Origin of the sequence: Mesorhizobium sp. CA8, from assembly GCF_020164955.1 — a bacterium.
Taxonomy (GTDB): domain Bacteria; phylum Pseudomonadota; class Alphaproteobacteria; order Rhizobiales; family Rhizobiaceae; genus Mesorhizobium.
Window position 1 is genome coordinate 172,988 of record NZ_JAIUHG010000007.1, and the last position, 14,569, is coordinate 187,556.

Annotated in this window: 14 protein-coding genes and 1 pseudogene; 4 read left to right on the plus strand and 11 right to left on the minus strand. The window is 63.2% G+C overall.

The genetic code is table 11. The annotated features are described in order from the left end of the window. Positions 1 to 7 precede the first annotated feature (7 nt). Positions 8 to 1,139 (minus strand): annotated as a pseudogene (locus LB553_RS10630) (ceramide glucosyltransferase). A gap of 319 nt (positions 1,140 to 1,458) precedes the next feature. Here LB553_RS10630 and apaG point away from each other — a divergent pair. Further along, positions 1,459 to 1,851, plus strand: coding sequence for a Co2+/Mg2+ efflux protein ApaG (gene apaG / locus LB553_RS10635; protein WP_112127899.1), 393 nt, complete (start codon positions 1,459 to 1,461; stop codon positions 1,849 to 1,851). Positions 1,852 to 2,042: 191 nt separating this feature from the next. Here apaG and LB553_RS10640 read toward each other — a convergent pair whose 3' ends face one another. The 3 genes from LB553_RS10640 to LB553_RS10650 all read right to left on the minus strand — a co-directional run bounded on the left by LB553_RS10640 (position 2,043) and on the right by LB553_RS10650 (position 5,322). Beyond that, positions 2,043 to 3,071 carry an Hsp33 family molecular chaperone gene (locus tag LB553_RS10640; protein WP_224512970.1) on the minus strand — a complete coding sequence of 343 codons (1,029 nt, stop codon included), beginning with the start codon at positions 3,069 to 3,071 and terminating at the stop codon, positions 2,043 to 2,045. Positions 3,072 to 3,194: 123 nt separating this feature from the next. Continuing rightward, a complete protein-coding gene (gene argF, locus LB553_RS10645; protein ID WP_224512972.1) occupies positions 3,195 to 4,106 on the minus strand; it encodes an ornithine carbamoyltransferase in 912 nt (303 codons plus the stop codon). 16 nt (positions 4,107 to 4,122) lie between these two features. Next, positions 4,123 to 5,322 carry an aspartate aminotransferase family protein gene (locus tag LB553_RS10650; protein ID WP_224512974.1) on the minus strand — a complete coding sequence of 400 codons (1,200 nt, stop codon included), beginning with the start codon at positions 5,320 to 5,322 and terminating at the stop codon, positions 4,123 to 4,125. Between the two features lie 357 nt (positions 5,323 to 5,679). Here LB553_RS10650 and LB553_RS10655 point away from each other — a divergent pair, with 357 nt between their 5' ends. Next, a complete protein-coding gene (locus LB553_RS10655; protein WP_095765897.1) occupies positions 5,680 to 6,198 on the plus strand; it encodes a GcrA family cell cycle regulator in 519 nt (172 codons plus the stop codon). Between the two features lie 143 nt (positions 6,199 to 6,341). Here LB553_RS10655 and LB553_RS10660 read toward each other — a convergent pair whose 3' ends face one another. The 3 genes from LB553_RS10660 to LB553_RS10670 all read right to left on the minus strand — a co-directional run bounded on the left by LB553_RS10660 (position 6,342) and on the right by LB553_RS10670 (position 9,530). Next, positions 6,342 to 7,346: a magnesium and cobalt transport protein CorA gene (locus LB553_RS10660; RefSeq protein WP_095765898.1), complete on the minus strand. Its 1,005-nt coding sequence runs from the start codon at positions 7,344 to 7,346 to the stop codon at positions 6,342 to 6,344. Between the two features lie 87 nt (positions 7,347 to 7,433). Beyond that, positions 7,434 to 8,156: a phosphate signaling complex protein PhoU gene (gene phoU, locus LB553_RS10665; RefSeq protein WP_095765899.1), complete on the minus strand. Its 723-nt coding sequence runs from the start codon at positions 8,154 to 8,156 to the stop codon at positions 7,434 to 7,436. Positions 8,157 to 8,264: 108 nt separating this feature from the next. Next, positions 8,265 to 9,530 (minus strand): ATP-binding protein, encoded by a 1,266-nt coding sequence (locus tag LB553_RS10670; RefSeq protein ID WP_224512975.1) that lies wholly within the window; start codon positions 9,528 to 9,530, stop codon positions 8,265 to 8,267. 185 nt (positions 9,531 to 9,715) lie between these two features. On the opposite strand from LB553_RS10670, the gene ppk2 reads away from it, so the two are divergent. Further along, a complete protein-coding gene (ppk2, locus tag LB553_RS10675) occupies positions 9,716 to 10,621 on the plus strand; it encodes a polyphosphate kinase 2 (protein WP_224512977.1) in 906 nt (301 codons plus the stop codon). A gap of 120 nt (positions 10,622 to 10,741) precedes the next feature. Here ppk2 and LB553_RS10680 read toward each other — a convergent pair whose 3' ends face one another. The 3 genes from LB553_RS10680 to LB553_RS10690 all read right to left on the minus strand — a co-directional run bounded on the left by LB553_RS10680 (position 10,742) and on the right by LB553_RS10690 (position 12,971). Then, the gene (locus LB553_RS10680) at positions 10,742 to 11,491 is read right to left on the minus strand and encodes an enoyl-CoA hydratase-related protein (RefSeq protein WP_140845695.1); all 750 of its coding nucleotides are present in this window, start codon (positions 11,489 to 11,491) and stop codon (positions 10,742 to 10,744) included. A gap of 11 nt (positions 11,492 to 11,502) precedes the next feature. Further along, positions 11,503 to 12,141, minus strand: a complete 639-nt coding sequence (locus tag LB553_RS10685) for an acyl-homoserine-lactone synthase (RefSeq protein ID WP_095765902.1) — start codon at positions 12,139 to 12,141, stop codon at positions 11,503 to 11,505. A gap of 98 nt (positions 12,142 to 12,239) precedes the next feature. After that, the gene (locus tag LB553_RS10690) at positions 12,240 to 12,971 is read right to left on the minus strand and encodes a LuxR family transcriptional regulator (RefSeq protein WP_095765903.1); all 732 of its coding nucleotides are present in this window, start codon (positions 12,969 to 12,971) and stop codon (positions 12,240 to 12,242) included. Positions 12,972 to 13,249: 278 nt separating this feature from the next. Here LB553_RS10690 and LB553_RS10695 point away from each other — a divergent pair, with 278 nt between their 5' ends. Further along, positions 13,250 to 14,071, plus strand: a complete 822-nt coding sequence (locus tag LB553_RS10695) for a transporter substrate-binding domain-containing protein (protein ID WP_412033329.1) — start codon at positions 13,250 to 13,252, stop codon at positions 14,069 to 14,071. 78 nt (positions 14,072 to 14,149) lie between these two features. On the opposite strand, the gene LB553_RS10700 is transcribed toward LB553_RS10695, so the two are convergent. Further along, positions 14,150 to 14,563 carry a tellurite resistance TerB family protein gene (locus tag LB553_RS10700; protein ID WP_140845694.1) on the minus strand — a complete coding sequence of 138 codons (414 nt, stop codon included), beginning with the start codon at positions 14,561 to 14,563 and terminating at the stop codon, positions 14,150 to 14,152. Positions 14,564 to 14,569: the final 6 nt, after the last annotated feature.

Below are 14,569 nucleotides of genomic sequence, written 5' to 3' on the forward strand. Positions count from 1 at the left end.
CGGAGCTTCAGGCGAGCTCCTCCAGCTCGGTCATCGCCTTGGTGCGGATGGTCATGGCATTGCCGCGCCATTCGACGGCACCGCCGAACCAGGCGCGCGCCCAGATGGCGGGCAGCATGAAGTCGCGCACGATCATCGCGGTGATGCTGCGCGGCGACAGGTACCAACCCTTGGCGGAGGCCAGCAGGCACTCCGGCAGGTAGGCGACCGCCAGCACGCACAAGGCCGTTGTGGGCAGGCTGACGCCGGCGCCTGCCGCGGCAAGCAGCGCCAGCAGCAGCGGCATCGCCGCGCCGGTCAGAATCTCCGGCGCGAAGAACAGTGCGAATGTAACCCGCCGAAGCCGCGCCCAGCGCGTCTGGCGCGACCAGATCTCGGCGAGCTTGCGCTGGCCGAGCGGCTGAGGCGACGAGATTGACGCGAAGGCCAAGCCCATTGACCAGCTTGGTGGCCGCCGCATCCTCGGCGATCTCGGCGGCCAAAGCCTGGATGCCGCCATTGGCGTCGAGCATCGGCTTGTTCCACAGCATGCTCTTGCCTTGGGCGAAGCCGAGGCCGAGCGCCTCGCCGGCATACTGCCAGCGCGCCTGCAGCGTGTTGAGGAAGGCGCACTCGACTTCCGCCCAAAAACCGTCCGGCCGCGAGCCGATCGGCGTCGAGCAGACGAGGCCGTTGTCCGGCCGCCATGCCGCCATCAGGTGCTGGACATAGTCCCGCGGCATCAGCACGTTGGAATCGGCGAGGATCACCCAATCGTGCCGCGCCGCCTGCCAGCCCTTGACGCAATTGTTGAGCTTGGGATTGGCGCTGATGCGGTCATCGCCGATCAGGAGCCGCGCCGGAACCGTGGGGTGGCGCGCGATCGCCGCATTGATGAGCCTCACTACCGGGTCGTCGGCATGCGCGACACAGAAGATCAGCTCATAACGCGGCCAGTCGAGCGAGAAGGCGCGCTGCAGGGTCTCCTGCGTGAACGGCTCGGCGCCGCGCGAAGGAACAATGATCGAGACCGGCTCCGCGCCAACGGGCGACGCAATGACATGCCGCCGTTTCAGCCGCGACGACGCGAGCAGGATGCTGGCGAGATTGAAGAGAAGAAGGGCTGACGAAGCCAGGCCGGCTGCGATAGTCAGTTCCATCGAGATCTGGTCACTCCCGATAGAGAGTTTCACCGTTTCACGGAAACGGCGAACCACTCTATCTCTTTGTTTTCACGCAATTCCGGACGGAAAACCGCTCACACTCTTTCTGGAATTCCTCTAGGCCGCATGCCGCCGTTTCATCAGTTGCAGAGCGCCCGAGTCGTCCGGCACGGTCTGTGCACACCAACATTGTCGTATGTCACTTAAATGACATTGTTTTTTGGCACCTGCGCTTACAAGGCTGGCAGGATGGTCGGCGCTACGTCTATAGGAGCGGAGCGTGACATATATTCCGCGGCGGCAACCGGAGTGGCCCATGTATCGCGCAGTGACGCGCAACATCGAAGTGCTGGTCAGGCCCTTCTATCTGGAGGACCGTTCCGATCCGTCCGAGAACCGCTATGTCTGGGGCTATCAGGTGACGATCGACAACCGCTCCGACGAATTCGTGCAGCTTCTGTCGCGCTATTGGCACATCACGGACGGCCAGGGCCGGGTCGAGGAGGTCCGCGGCGCCGGCGTCGTCGGCGATCAGCCGGAACTCAATCCCGGCGACAGCTATCAATACACTTCAGGCTGCCCGCTCTCGACGCCGTCGGGCATCATGGTCGGCCATTACACGATGCGCAACGGCCGCGGCGAGACGTTCGACATCGCCATTCCGGCGTTTTCGCTGGATATGCCGGGGACAAGGCGGACGGTGAATTAGCGTTTTTCTTCCCGTCTCTATACGGGGAGAAATGCCCGGCAGGGCAATGAGGGGCAGCGCCGGGCTTCTGAGATTTCCTTGAGGCGGAGAACAGCTTCGCCACGGCGGACGTATCACCGCCAACCTTGGCGCCGCCCCTCGTCCGCCCTTCGGGCACCTTCTCCCCGTAGAACGGGGAGAAAGTAAAGACGCTACTTCGCGAACTCGGCCGGATCGAAGTCGTATTGCGTCGAGCAGAACTCGCAGGCGACGTGGATGCCGCCGTCCTCGGTCGAGTCCTTGATCTCCTCGGCCGAAAACCCTTCCAGAATGCCGCGGATCTTTTCGCGCGAGCAGGAGCACTGATCGGCGACCGGCACACTGCTGAAAACGCGCACGCCATGCTCATGGAACAGCCGGTAGAGCAGCCGCTCGGCGCCCACCGTCGGGTCGATCAGCTCCGTCGGCTCGATGGTGCCGAGCAGCGCCAGCAATTCCTGCCAGGAATTGTCGGCCGGATGATCCGTCAGCTCACGGTCGTCGCCGTCGCCGCCCGAAATATCGGGAACGCGCATGCGCTCCGGCGCCTGCGGCAGGAACTGCGCAAGGATGCCGCCGGCGCGCCACTGCTCGCGCGCGCCGGCCGGTCCGGGCGTCACCAGCTTGGCGACCGACATCTTGATCTCCGTCGGGATCTGCTCCGACTGGCGGAAATAGGTGCGCGCGGCGTCCTCCAGCGAGGTGCCGTCGAGCTGGACGATACCCTGGTAGCGCTGCATATGCGCGCCCTGGTCGATGGTCAGAGCCAGCACGCCATTGCCAAGCAGCGTCTGCTGCGAGGTCTCGCCGGCGGCGGTCAGCGCCTGCAGCCGGTCAGCGTCGAAGCGCGCATAGGCGCGCAGCGCATGCGGCGTGGCGAAATCGGCCACCAGCATGTCGACCGGACCGTCGGTGCGGGTCTGCAGGATGAACTTGCCTTCGAACTTCAGCGAGGTGCCGAGCAGCACGGTGAGCACGCAGGCCTCCGCCAGCAGGCGGGCGACCGGCTCAGGATAATTATGGCGGCTCAAGATGGCGTCGAGCATCGGCCCAAGCTGCACGGTGCGGCCGCGCACATCGAGCGGCGCGACCTCGTAAGGCACGACGTGATCGTCGCCGGCGAAGCCGAATTCACCGAGTTGGGGTTTGTGCTCAACCAAGGTATGGGTTTCCAACATGACAAAACTCCGGGGCGCAGCCATGCCGCCCGATGAGCCGCATGCGTCGAAGCGCGTTCAATTTACGTGATGGCCCGCAGATAGGCATCACATATTCCCAGATCAAGTTGACCCCGATCGGACCGGAAGCTTTCAGGTCCGCCTCTATCAAGCGCCCAGACACCAGGCCAGTACCGCTTTCTGGGCGTGCAGCCGGTTCTCGGCCTCGTCGAAGACCACCGAATGCGGCCCGTCGATCACCTCGTCGGTGACTTCCTCACCGCGATGCGCCGGCAGGCAGTGCATGAACAACGCATCGGGCTTAGCCTTTGCCATCAGCGCCGCATTCACCTGATAGGGCAGGAAGACGTTGTGGCCACGGGCGCGGTGCTCCTGGCCCATCGACACCCAGCTGTCGGTGACGACGCAGTCGGCTTGGTCGACGGCTTCCTCGGCCGACTTGGCAAACCGGACCTTGCCGCCATTGGCTTTCGACCAGTCAACATATTTCTCGAAAGGCTCGCTGCCCTCCGGCACCGCGACATTGAGGTTGAAGCGGAACCGCGCCGAGGCTTCGAGCAGCGAATGCAGCACATTGTTGCCGTCGCCGGTCCAGGCAAAGGTCTTGCCGGCCACCGGACCGCGATGCTCCTCATAGGTCATGATGTCGGCCATGAGCTGGCAGGGATGTGTGTCGTCGGTCAGCCCGTTGATGACCGGAACGGTGGCGTGCTCGGTGAGCTCCAGCAGCCGGTCATGCGAGGTGGTGCGGATCATGATGGCGTCGACATAGCGCGACAGCACTTTTGCCGTGTCGGCAATGGTCTCCGAGCGGCCGAGCTGCATCTCGGTGCCGGTCAGCATGATGGTTTCGCCGCCGAGCTGGCGCATGCCGACATCGAAGGACACGCGCGTGCGCGTCGACGGCTTGTCAAAGATCATGGCCAGCACCTTGCCGTCGAGCGGTTTTGAACGCTCGCCCGCCTTCAGCCTGGTCTTTCGCGCCACCGCGTCATCCAGCATGATGCGCAGGTCGCCCGCCGAAACGGCGGACAGATCGGTGAAGTGGCGAACACTCATCGGCAGGTTCCAGAAATTATTTCGCGGCTTCGGCGACAATCGCGTCGGTCAGGCCCTTGGCGCCGGCGCGAATGCGCTCCAGCGCTTCGCCGATCTCCTCGTCGGTGACGGTGAGGGGCGGCAGGAGGCGGATGACGTTGTCGCCCGCCGGCACGGCAAGCAGGTGCTGGTCGCGCAGCGCCATGTTCACCTTGGTGTTGGGCATAGCGCATTTCAGGCCGAGCATCAGGCCGGTTCCCCTGATGCCCTCGATGACCTCGGGAAATTCATCCGCGACGCCGGCCAGCCCCTGCTTCAGAAGCAGCGCCTTGCGCTGCACGTCCTCGAGGAAGCCGTCGGCCAGCACCACGTCGAGCACGGCGTTGCCGACGGCCATCGCCAGCGGATTGCCGCCGAAGGTGGTGCCGTGCACGCCGGCCGTCATGCCGGTCGCCGCCTCGTCGGTGGCAAGGCAGGCACCCATCGGAAAGCCGCCGCCGATGCCCTTGGCGATCGCCATCAGATCGGGCGTGACGCCTGACCATTCATGCGCGAACAGCTTGCCGGTGCGACCGATGCCGCACTGGACCTCGTCGAAGATCAAAAGCAGGCCGTGCTTGTCGCAGAGCTGACGCAGCCGCTTCAGCGATTGCGTCGGCACCGGGCGTATGCCGCCCTCGCCTTGCACCGGCTCGATCAGGATCGCCGCGGTCTCCGGCGTGATCGCCTTTTCAGCGGCGTCGATATCGTCGAAAGCCACCTGGTCGAATCCCTCGACCTTCGGGCCGAAGCCTTCGAGGTATTTGTACTGGCCGCCGGCGGCGATCGTCGCCAGCGTGCGGCCGTGAAAGGCACCCTCGAAGGTGATGATGCGGAAGCGCTCGGGACGGCCCTTGACGAATTGATAGCGCCTGGCCGTCTTGATGGCGCATTCCAGTGCCTCGGCACCGGAATTGGTGAAGAACACCTTGTCTGCAAAGGTCGCCTCAGTCAGCCGCTCGCCCAGCCGGCGCTGTTCCGGGATCTCATAGAGGTTGGAGACGTGCCACAGCTTGGCGGCCTGCCCGGTGAGCGCCGCGACCAGATGCGGATGGCTGTGGCCCAGCGAATTCACCGCGATGCCGCCGGCGAAGTCGAGATATCGCTCGCCCTTGTCGGTGACCAGCCAGGTCCCCTCCCCACGGTCGAACGCCAGGGGTGCGCGGGCAAAGGTCTCGTAAAGCGCCGAACCGCTCATTATATGCGTCTCCGGAACCGGAAATCAAAAAAGCCGCCAATGCGGCGGCCTTTGCGGCTTATCATGTTTTTCGGCCATGAAGTCAACGAAAACGTCACGCAGAAGCGCGTGGCAAGCCCCTGACGCCACGCCGGTTCATAAGTAGGCCGGCAAGTTGGGGAAAACCGAAAAAACCGAATCGTGTTGCCCTGGGGACTCTTGTCACCGAGTCAGCGCATAAGGTATTTGTAGTCGAGAAATAACTAGATTTCGTGCGGCGGACCTAATCACCCGGTATATGTGGTGTTGTTTGCCCGGCGAGAGCCGGGGGCGGGAAAGGATTCTGACTGCCGTACGCCTCAGCAGGAGCGCGGTCTCATGAACTGGACTGACGAGCGGGTCGAACTTCTCAGGAAATTGTGGTCGGAGGGTCTGAGCGCCAGCCAGATCGCCGCACAGCTCGGCGGGGTGAGCCGCAACGCCGTCATCGGCAAGGTGCATCGCCTGAAGCTGTCGGGCCGCGGCCGCGCAACGGCCGCTCCGGCGCGCCAGAAGAAGGCGACGCAAGGCGCCTCGATGCAGAAATCGGTGACCCGCGCCGCGAGTGCCACGCGTCACGTGACCACCACCATCGGCGCCACCGCGCTGCAGGTGCAGTTCGACGCCGAGCCGGTCGCGCGCCACTACATCCGACCGGTCGAGAACGTGGTCGTGCCGATCTCGCGGCATCTGCAGCTCGTCGAGCTGACCGAACGCACCTGCAAATGGCCGAACGGCGATCCGCTGTCGGAAGACTTCAACTTCTGCGGCAACGACGCCGCCGAAACGGGACCCTATTGCAAGTATCATTCCCGGGTGGCGTTCCAGCCGGCAGGGGAGCGGCGCAGGGCGCGTTGAGCGAATAGCGAATAGCGAATAGCGAATAGCGAATAGCGAATAGAACTGGATAGAGTTTCGCGAAAAGGGCAACTTATTTCCCCTACTCGCTACTCCCTATTCGCTACTCGCTCCCTATTCCCTTACTGCCCTACTTCCCTATTTCACAGCCATCCATTCTTCTTGAACCGCCAGTACAGGAACGCGCAGATGAGCGCGATCGCCACCAGGACGGCCGGATAGCCGTATTCCATCTTCAGTTCCGGCATGTCGGAGAAGTTCATGCCGTAGATGCCGGCGAAGGCCGTGGGCACCGCCAGGATGGCGGCCCATGAGGCGAGCTTCTTGGATATTGCGGTTTCCTGGCTCTGCCCGACCAGCAGACTGGCTTCGAAAGCGAAGGCCAGAACCTCGCGCAGCGAGTCGATCTTTTCCTGCACGGTGCGGATGTGGTCGGTCACGTCGCGAAACAGCGGATGCATGGCGGCATGTATCTGCGGCAGGTCGGCGCTTGTCAGCCGACGGCAGACCTCGACCAGCGGCAGCGCCGCATTGCGCAGCCGCAGCAGATCGCGGCGCAGCATGTAAAGCCGCTCGATATCGGAACCGGTCATCGGCTTCAGAAGCACCTTGTCCTCGATCGCCTCGACCTCGTCCTCGATCTGCTCCAGCACCGGCATGTAGTTGTCGACGATGAAGTCGAGGATGGCGTAGAGGACGAAATCCTCGCCTTTGGCGAGCGAATGCGGGCAGCTCTCCCAGTGCTGGCGCACGGCGGCGTAAGAGGTCGACGGGCCGTGCCGGACGCTGACAATATAGCCGGCGCCGACGAACAGATGCGTCTCGCCGAAAGTGACACGGCCGTCGATCAATTGCGCGGTGCGGGCAACGATGAAGAGGGCGTCGCCATATTGCTCGATCTTCGGGCGCGCATGCGGATGCTCGGCATCCTCGATCGCCAAATCATGCAAGTGAAATTGCGCCTGCACCCGGAGCAGCAGGTTGCGATCGGGCTCGAGCAGGCCGATCCAGACGACATGACCGGGTTTTGCCGCCCATTCGCCGGCCTGTTCGATGGCGATGTCGGCGATGCGCTTGCCGCCCGAATAGACGCTGGATGCAATGATGCCCGACATAGGGGCCGGGGTCAGGTTTCGAACTTGTTCCATCGCAAACCTCCCGAGACTGCGACTGACAAAATCGCTGTCCCTGGAGGAGCTTATCCTAAATCAGGAAGCCATTCGAGAGGCGCCGGTTCACTTAGCCGGCACCGGGCCGGGAAGCACGACCTTGTCGGTCTTGTCGCCTTTCGGCCGGTCGGCTGGCATCTGGTCGCCCGTGACGATGTAATAGATCGTCTCGGCGATATTGGTCGCGTGGTCGCCGATGCGCTCGATGTTCTTGGCGCAGAACAGAAGATGCGTGCAGGGCGTGATGTTGCGCGGATCTTCCATCATGTAGGTCAAGAGCTCGCGGAACAGCGAGGTGTACATGGCGTCGATCTGGTCATCCCGGTCGCGCACGAGACCAATCCTCTCGACCGAGCGCGAGGCGTAGACGTCGAGCACTTCCTTGAGCTGCGTCAGCGCCAGATTGGCAAGCGCCTCGATACCGCGGAAAAGGCTATTCGGCTGGCGGCCGTCCACCGAGGCCACGCGCTTGGCGACGTTCTTGCCCAAGTCGCCGACACGCTCGATATCGGCCGAGATACGGATCGCGCCGACGATCTCGCGAAGATCCGTCGCCATCGGCTGGCGCCTGGCGATGATGATGATGGCCTTGTCGTCGATCTCGCGCTGTCCTTCGTCGAGGACGAGATCGTCCTGGATGACCTTCTGCGCGAGGCCATGGTCGACATTCACCAGGGCCGCGACCGCCTGTTCGACCATGCGCTCGGCATGGCCGCCCATCGCGGCGATGCGCTTCGACAGGAACTTCAGCTCTTCATCATAGGCACTGGCGATATGAACGGACTGCATGGATATGCCTTCCCGGCTTGTGCCGGCTGGTGCGTTCCCTCAATCCGTCGCTGATACGTGAACCGCATGACAGAAAGAAGAAAATCCCGGTTGGTAACCGATATACGATCAGCGAGCCGGCAAATGAACCGTGAACGCCGCGCCCTTGCCGACTTCCGACTTGATGGACAATCTTGCGTTATGACGGGTCAATATATGCTTGACGATCGAAAGGCCAAGCCCGGTGCCTTTCTGGGCGCGGCTGTTTTCAACATCGACGCGGTAGAAGCGCTCGGTGATGCGCGGGATGTGCTCTTCGGCAATGCCCGGACCATAATCCCTTATCGTGACGTCGAAGCCCGGCTGTTGGCCATCCTCGCCGCCGGCGACCGATACGGTGACGCGCCCGCCTGACTGGCCGTATTTGCAGGCATTCTCGAGGAGATTCTCGAAGACCTGGAACAGCTCGTCGCGATCGCCGGGGACGACAAGCGGCGCGTTGGCGAACTCCCGCTCGATGACGACGCCGTTCTCACTGGCCAGCGGCCCCAGCGAATCGATGACGCTGTCGATCGTCTGGCGAAGATCGACTTCCGTGCCCGGTCCCAGATAGGGTTTCATCTCCAACCGCGACAGTGAGAGCAGATCGTCGATCAGGCGGGCCATCCGGCCGGTCTGGTTCTGCATGATCTGCAGGAACTGGTCGCGCGCCGCCGGATCGTTGCGGGCCGGCCCGCGCAGCGTCTCGATGAAGCCGGCGATCGAGGCAAGCGGCGTGCGCAGCTCATGGCTGGCATTGGCGATGAAGTCGGCGCGCATGCGATCGATGCGACGCGTCTCGCTTTGATCCTTGAACACCAGCACGTAAAGGCCTGTAGCATGACCGACCGTGGACGCGCTGACCCGATATGTGCGTTCCACCGGCAGCTTTTCGGTGTAGTCGACCGCATCGGAAGCGACTTCCCCGGCAAGGATGCCGTCGAGCAGCGCCTGCATTTCCGGGGCGCGGAACTTGAGCGACAGCGACATACCGGGCGCCAGTCCGCCAAAGGCGGCGAAGGCGGCAGCGTTGGCGTGAACGATGGTGGCGGAATGGTCGAAGATGATCAGCGGGTCGGCGACCGCGGCGGCCAGATATTCGCCGGAGAGCCTCTGCAGCCCGCTGGCCTCGATCGCTGCCCCCGCATCGGCCGGCTGGCGTTCGGCATCTGCCGGCAGCATCGCCGCGGCCGCCAGCGCGGCCAGGGCCAGCAGCAGCACATAGGCGGATGAGCCGGCGAAAAAATAAACGGCAAGGACCGCGAGAACGCCTGCGCCAAGCAGCCAGCGGTTGCGCGCCAGCCGCCCGGCCAAGGCTTGCCCCTTGTTGTCTTGTCCCGCGCCCGTCTCTGCCATAGGCCCGCGCCACCCCGCATCCCGTTCGACCGGTCAGCCGGCTCGCTGGACCGGCCTGACGCATGGGCCCCTGGAAATCAGGATCGATTTTCGCGAAGGTTCATGCGCAAGATCAAAATGCTGCAGCGTCTTTGCGCTGCACAGGCTCCATAGCATGAGTCCGCAAACTGGAAAGGTTCGTCCGGATGAAAAAAGCCAAGGAAACGGCCGAAGCGGTGCCGGCCACGGCGCCGATCAAGATCAAGATCGGCGGCAAGGAGCGCGAGTTCGACATCGACAATCCGGTGCTGCCCGACTGGATCGAGGACAACAAGCTTACCGCAGGCGGCTATCCTTACGACAAGAAGATGAAAAGCGAGGACTACGAAAAGGAGCTCGAGGAGCTGCAGATCGAACTGGTCAAGGCGCAGGCTTGGCTGCAAGCCACCGGCAAGCGGGTGATGGCGCTTTTCGAGGGTAGAGACGCGGCCGGCAAGGGAGGCACGATCTTCGTGCTGCGGCAATATATGAACCCGCGCACGGCCCGCAACGTCGCGCTGCCCAAGCCGACGCCGACCGAGGCGGGGCAATGGTATTATCAGCGCTATGTCGACCATTTCCCGACTTCGGGCGAATTCGTCACCTTCGACCGCTCCTGGTACAACCGCGCCGGCGTCGAGCCGGTCATGGGGTTCTGCACGCCGGAGCAGCATGAGAAATTCCTCGACGAGACGCCGCATTTCGAGCGGATGATCTGCAACGAAGGTATGCATTTCTTCAAATTCTGGCTGAATATCGGCCGCGAAACGCAGCTCGAACGGTTCCATGACCGCCGCTGGTCGCCGCTGAAGAACTGGAAGTTCTCGCCGATCGACATCGCCGGCGTCGGCAAGTGGGACGACTACACCAGGGCGCGCGACCAGATGATCGAGCGCACACATAAGGAGTTCTCGCCCTGGGTCGTCGTGCGGGCCAATGACAAGCGACGCGCCCGGCTCGCGGTGATCCAGCGTATCCTGCTTTCCCTGCCTTATGACGGAAGGGACCTCGACGCCGTCGGCAAGCCCGACAAGAAGATCATCGGCGAGGGGCCGGAATTCCTTAAAGACTAGTTGTTGTTCTTCGTCTGGAACCGCTGGCCTGCCCTACCCGCGGGGGTAACGCGGTTCCGGACGAGTTACAGCGCCGCGCGCCTTTCGGCTCGCGCGGCGCTGAGGTTTCATGCCGGGCGCTCAGGCGGCCAGGCGAGCAATCCGCTGCAGCCGCTTCAGCGTGGTGTCATCCTGAAGCGCCTGCTGGAACAGCGTGATCTCGTGGTCGATGCGGTCGCACAACACGTCCGTATCTCCCTTGAGCAGGCTGCGCGTCTGCAGCAATGCCGCAACAGGCTTCTTGGCCAGCTGTTTGGCCCTCGCCAGCGTTGCTTCCTCGGCGCTGCCTTGCGTCACGATCTCGCCGACCAGGCCCAGCGCCTTGGCGTCTTCGACGCCCAGCGTATCGCCCAGGCAGAAGAAGCGGAATGCACCGGCATAGCCAAGCTTCTGGGGCGCCAGAATGCTGGTCGCCGCGTCCGGCACCAGGCCAAAATCGACGAACGGCACCCTGAAGGTGCTGCCCCTGGAAGCGATCACCATGTCGCAATGGAACAGGATGGTGCAGCCAACGCCGACGGCATCGCCGTCGACGCAGGCAAGGACCGGCTTGGGGAAGGTCGCCAACATGCGGAACATGTCGGTGACGGCGGCGATCAGCTCTCGGTGCTTGGTGGCGTCGAGGAACTCCGAGAAGTCGCCGCCAAGGCAGAAGCATCCGGCAAGGCCGCGCAGCATGACGACGCGGACCTCGTCGTTGACCGCCGCATCGCGCAAGGTCCTGGCAAGGCTCGCATAGGCGTGCCTGTCGAGCACCGGCCGGCCGTCATGCGAGGACACGGTGACGACCAGCGTATGGCCGCGCAGTTCCGGTTCGGGATGGAAACTCATGACCGCCTCCATCACGAAGCCTGCTTGAGGCCGAGCAGACCGGGATAGCCCCTATTCAGCACCGGCAGGTGGTGGTTGCGGCGGGCCCGCACGACATCGAGCGTATGCTCGGTGAAGGTGAGCAGCGTCGCCACGACCTGCTGGTTGCCATAGGTGCGCTGGTAACCGAGCGGCGTCGCCAGGAAGTGCAGTTGCAGGGCGCGCAGCACCCACATCGGCTCGAACTCGATGATGACCTGGTTGACGTTGCGCTTCAGGCCCCATTCGACGAAGCCGGCGATCAGCTCGGTGCCGACTGTCGAGACGCCGCGTTTGCCGTCGCGAAAACCCGGAGCCACCGCGTAGCGGGTCAGTTCCCAGACATTCGGCCCCGAAGGGGACGGTCCTTCGCAGAGATCCGACAGAACGTCCGTCAGAAGATGCGGCCGTGTGGTCGGCAGCATGCGCTGGTAACCAGCCAGTTCGCCGTTGCGGATGACGAGGTGGTGTTCGGCCTCGTCATGATCGAACTGGTCGATCTCGAGCTGGTCCGGACGGTCGAGATCGGTCCAACCCATCTCCTCGACGAAGATCTTGTAGCGCAAGCGATGGACCGCCTCCCAAAGGTCGGGGCGTTCCATCAGTTCCTGAGTGGTAAGGGCAAAGAGCATTAGCCGTCTCCTGGGCTTAAGAGGAAGATACGGCCGTGATGTCCCTTAAAATATTGCGCGAAGGCGCAGGCAAGAATTTCCAGGTCGGCACGGCCGACCTAGCTAATATAACCGCGCCTAATCGCCTCCGCGACCGCCTGCACCCGGTTGGCTGCGCCGAGTTTGCTCTTGGCGTTAAGAAGGTGTTTCTCGGAAGTGTGTTCCGAGATGCCGAGGATTTGCGAGATCTCCCATTCGGACTTGCCGACGGCGGCCCATTGCAGGCACTCCCGCTCACGCGCCGTCAATTCTATGTGATCGATGACGCTGTCGGCCTTGGTGTGCAGTTGCATGGCGCGGCCTATCGCATAGGTCGACGCGAGCGAGACCATTCCGAATTCCGCATCCGACAGTTCAACGGATTCGCCGCCCAGCGAGACCATCACGATCTGGCCGTCGAGCGTGACCAGCGGAAACGCCAGGCCGTCGCGCAGCTTGAACTCGCGCGCGTCGCCCATGACTTCGTCGCTGTTCTTGTCGATCAGGGCGTTCTTGGAAGCGTCCCGCCATTGGAACGGCGCCTGAAGCTGCTTCATGTGGCTGACGACCGGGTCGTGGTCGACATAGTTGCGCGCCACATAGCGCTCCAGCCATTCGCCGGGCCAATCGCAAAGCATCACATGCTGTTTCTGCCGGCCGCGCGGCGTGCCCGGCTGCGGCACGGTTCCCGCCATCAGTGCGGTCAGGCCGAAGCTCGAGGTGATGCCGAGCAGCCTCTCGCAGACCGCGGCCGCGGTGCCAGCATGCTGCAACTGGTCTATGTATTCCAGAGTTCTGTCGAACAGGCCCATCGCAACATCTACCCCATGTTGCTTCTGCTTTTTCATTACCGACGGTAGATGCCCGAACCCCCCTTCGTCATCAACCCCCGCGTCGCAATCTCCTCAGCAAAACCGGCAGTTCCCCCCTTCCGGCACGCAAGGTCACTTGCACACGTGCTAAAGCATACGCTGAATTTGGCGGCTTGAAATCAAAAACCGTTGTGCCTGCCCCCTTTTCATACGAAAAGCCAAGAAAGCTGTCTGGGCGGAGCCTTATCGTGAAATTGCGGTGGATATTTCTGGCCCTGATATCGGCACTGACCGGCGCGCAGCCCCTTGCCGGACCGACTCAGGCGGCGGAGCCGCAGGTGCCGGTGCTGTGGGACGCCAAGGAACGGCTGCCGAAGCCTGATCTTTCTGCGCTGCCGCGGCTCAGATTCCTCACCACCACCGATTTTCCGCCGTTCAACTTCCTCGACGGCGCCGGCCGCCTGTCGGGTTTCCACATCGATCTGGCGCGGGCGATCTGCGCGGAACTGGGCGTCGCCGAAAAATGCCAGGTCCAGGCTTTGCCGTGGAACGAACTGGACGATGCTCTGCAGAAAGGCGAAGGCGAGGCGATCATCGCCGGCATCGCCGCGACGCCGGACAGCCGCGAGAAATACGCCTTCTCGCGCTCCTACATGCAATTTCCGGCGCGCTTCATCATGCCCAAGGCGAAGGCCTTCGCCGAGCCGATCCTCGACAAGCTGCGAAGCAAGCGGGTCGGCGTCGTCGCCGGCTCGGCGCATGAGAAAATGCTGCGGGACTACTTCAACACCGTGCAGGTGGTGACCTTCGACACACCGGAAGACCTCTATGCCGACCTCAAGGCCGGCAAGGTCGACGCCGCCTTCGGCGATGGCATGCGCTTTGCTTTCTGGCTGGGCGGCTCGGACGCCGCCGGCTGCTGCCGCTTCGCCGGCGGTCCGTATCTGGCGCCGGAATATCTGGGCTCGGGCATGGCGATCGCCACCCGCAAGAACGACACAGCGCTTGCCGCCGCCTTCGACTACGCGCTGCAGGAAATCTCGATCAAGGGCACCTTCGCCGAGTTCTATCTGCGCTATTTCCCGGTGAGTTTTTTCTAACTGGTTATCCAGCAATTCCGAACAGAAGGCTGCGGCGAAGTCGCCGAGCCTAACCGCTCACACTTTTCCCGGATTGCTTCATGTCAGCGAGCGCAAGCGCGCCTTGGCCGCGCGGGCGATCGCGGCGACGGTCAGCGTGTCGAGGTCGAGCTTGAGGCGGATGAGCTGCAGGACGCGCACTTCCTCCATGCGCATTTCGAGATCGACTGCGGCAACCTCGAAAGCAGCCGCATAAGCCGTGTCGCGCAGCCGCTCCGGCAGCGCCTCGGCGACGCGCGCCAGCACGCCTTCCAGCCCGTCCTTCTCATGCAGCGCCTTCTGGCAGGCCTGTGCCACCGCAACCAGCCTGTCCTGGTTGAAGTCGACGAACACCGGCCAGGAGCGGACGACGTCGCCGATCCGCTGCAGCTCGACATCGGTCATGTCGCGATCGGAGGCCGATGTGATGACCATCAGGTGGATCAGGGCTTCGTGCGGCGTCAATGAAGGCATTCAAAA

Bases quoted from the DNA above. Each gene is read 5' to 3' on its own strand.
- LB553_RS10690 (WP_095765903.1), bottom strand. From the start codon at position 12,971: ATGGGCCTGTTCGACAGAACTCTGGAATACATAGACCAGTTGCAGCAT.
- LB553_RS10685 (WP_095765902.1), bottom strand. From the start codon at position 12,141: ATGCTCTTTGCCCTTACCACTCAGGAACTGATGGAACGCCCCGACCTT.
- ppk2 (WP_224512977.1), top strand. From the start codon at position 9,716: ATGAAAAAAGCCAAGGAAACGGCCGAAGCGGTGCCGGCCACGGCGCCG.
- LB553_RS10655 (WP_095765897.1), top strand. From the start codon at position 5,680: ATGAACTGGACTGACGAGCGGGTCGAACTTCTCAGGAAATTGTGGTCG.
- phoU (WP_095765899.1), bottom strand. From the start codon at position 8,156: ATGCAGTCCGTTCATATCGCCAGTGCCTATGATGAAGAGCTGAAGTTC.
- apaG (WP_112127899.1), top strand. From the start codon at position 1,459: ATGTATCGCGCAGTGACGCGCAACATCGAAGTGCTGGTCAGGCCCTTC.
- LB553_RS10640 (WP_224512970.1), bottom strand. From the start codon at position 3,071: ATGGCTGCGCCCCGGAGTTTTGTCATGTTGGAAACCCATACCTTGGTT.
- LB553_RS10700 (WP_140845694.1), bottom strand. From the start codon at position 14,563: ATGCCTTCATTGACGCCGCACGAAGCCCTGATCCACCTGATGGTCATC.
- LB553_RS10650 (WP_224512974.1), bottom strand. From the start codon at position 5,322: ATGAGCGGTTCGGCGCTTTACGAGACCTTTGCCCGCGCACCCCTGGCG.
- LB553_RS10670 (WP_224512975.1), bottom strand. From the start codon at position 9,530: ATGGCAGAGACGGGCGCGGGACAAGACAACAAGGGGCAAGCCTTGGCC.
- argF (WP_224512972.1), bottom strand. From the start codon at position 4,106: ATGAGTGTTCGCCACTTCACCGATCTGTCCGCCGTTTCGGCGGGCGAC.
- LB553_RS10660 (WP_095765898.1), bottom strand. From the start codon at position 7,346: ATGGAACAAGTTCGAAACCTGACCCCGGCCCCTATGTCGGGCATCATT.
- LB553_RS10680 (WP_140845695.1), bottom strand. From the start codon at position 11,491: ATGAGTTTCCATCCCGAACCGGAACTGCGCGGCCATACGCTGGTCGTC.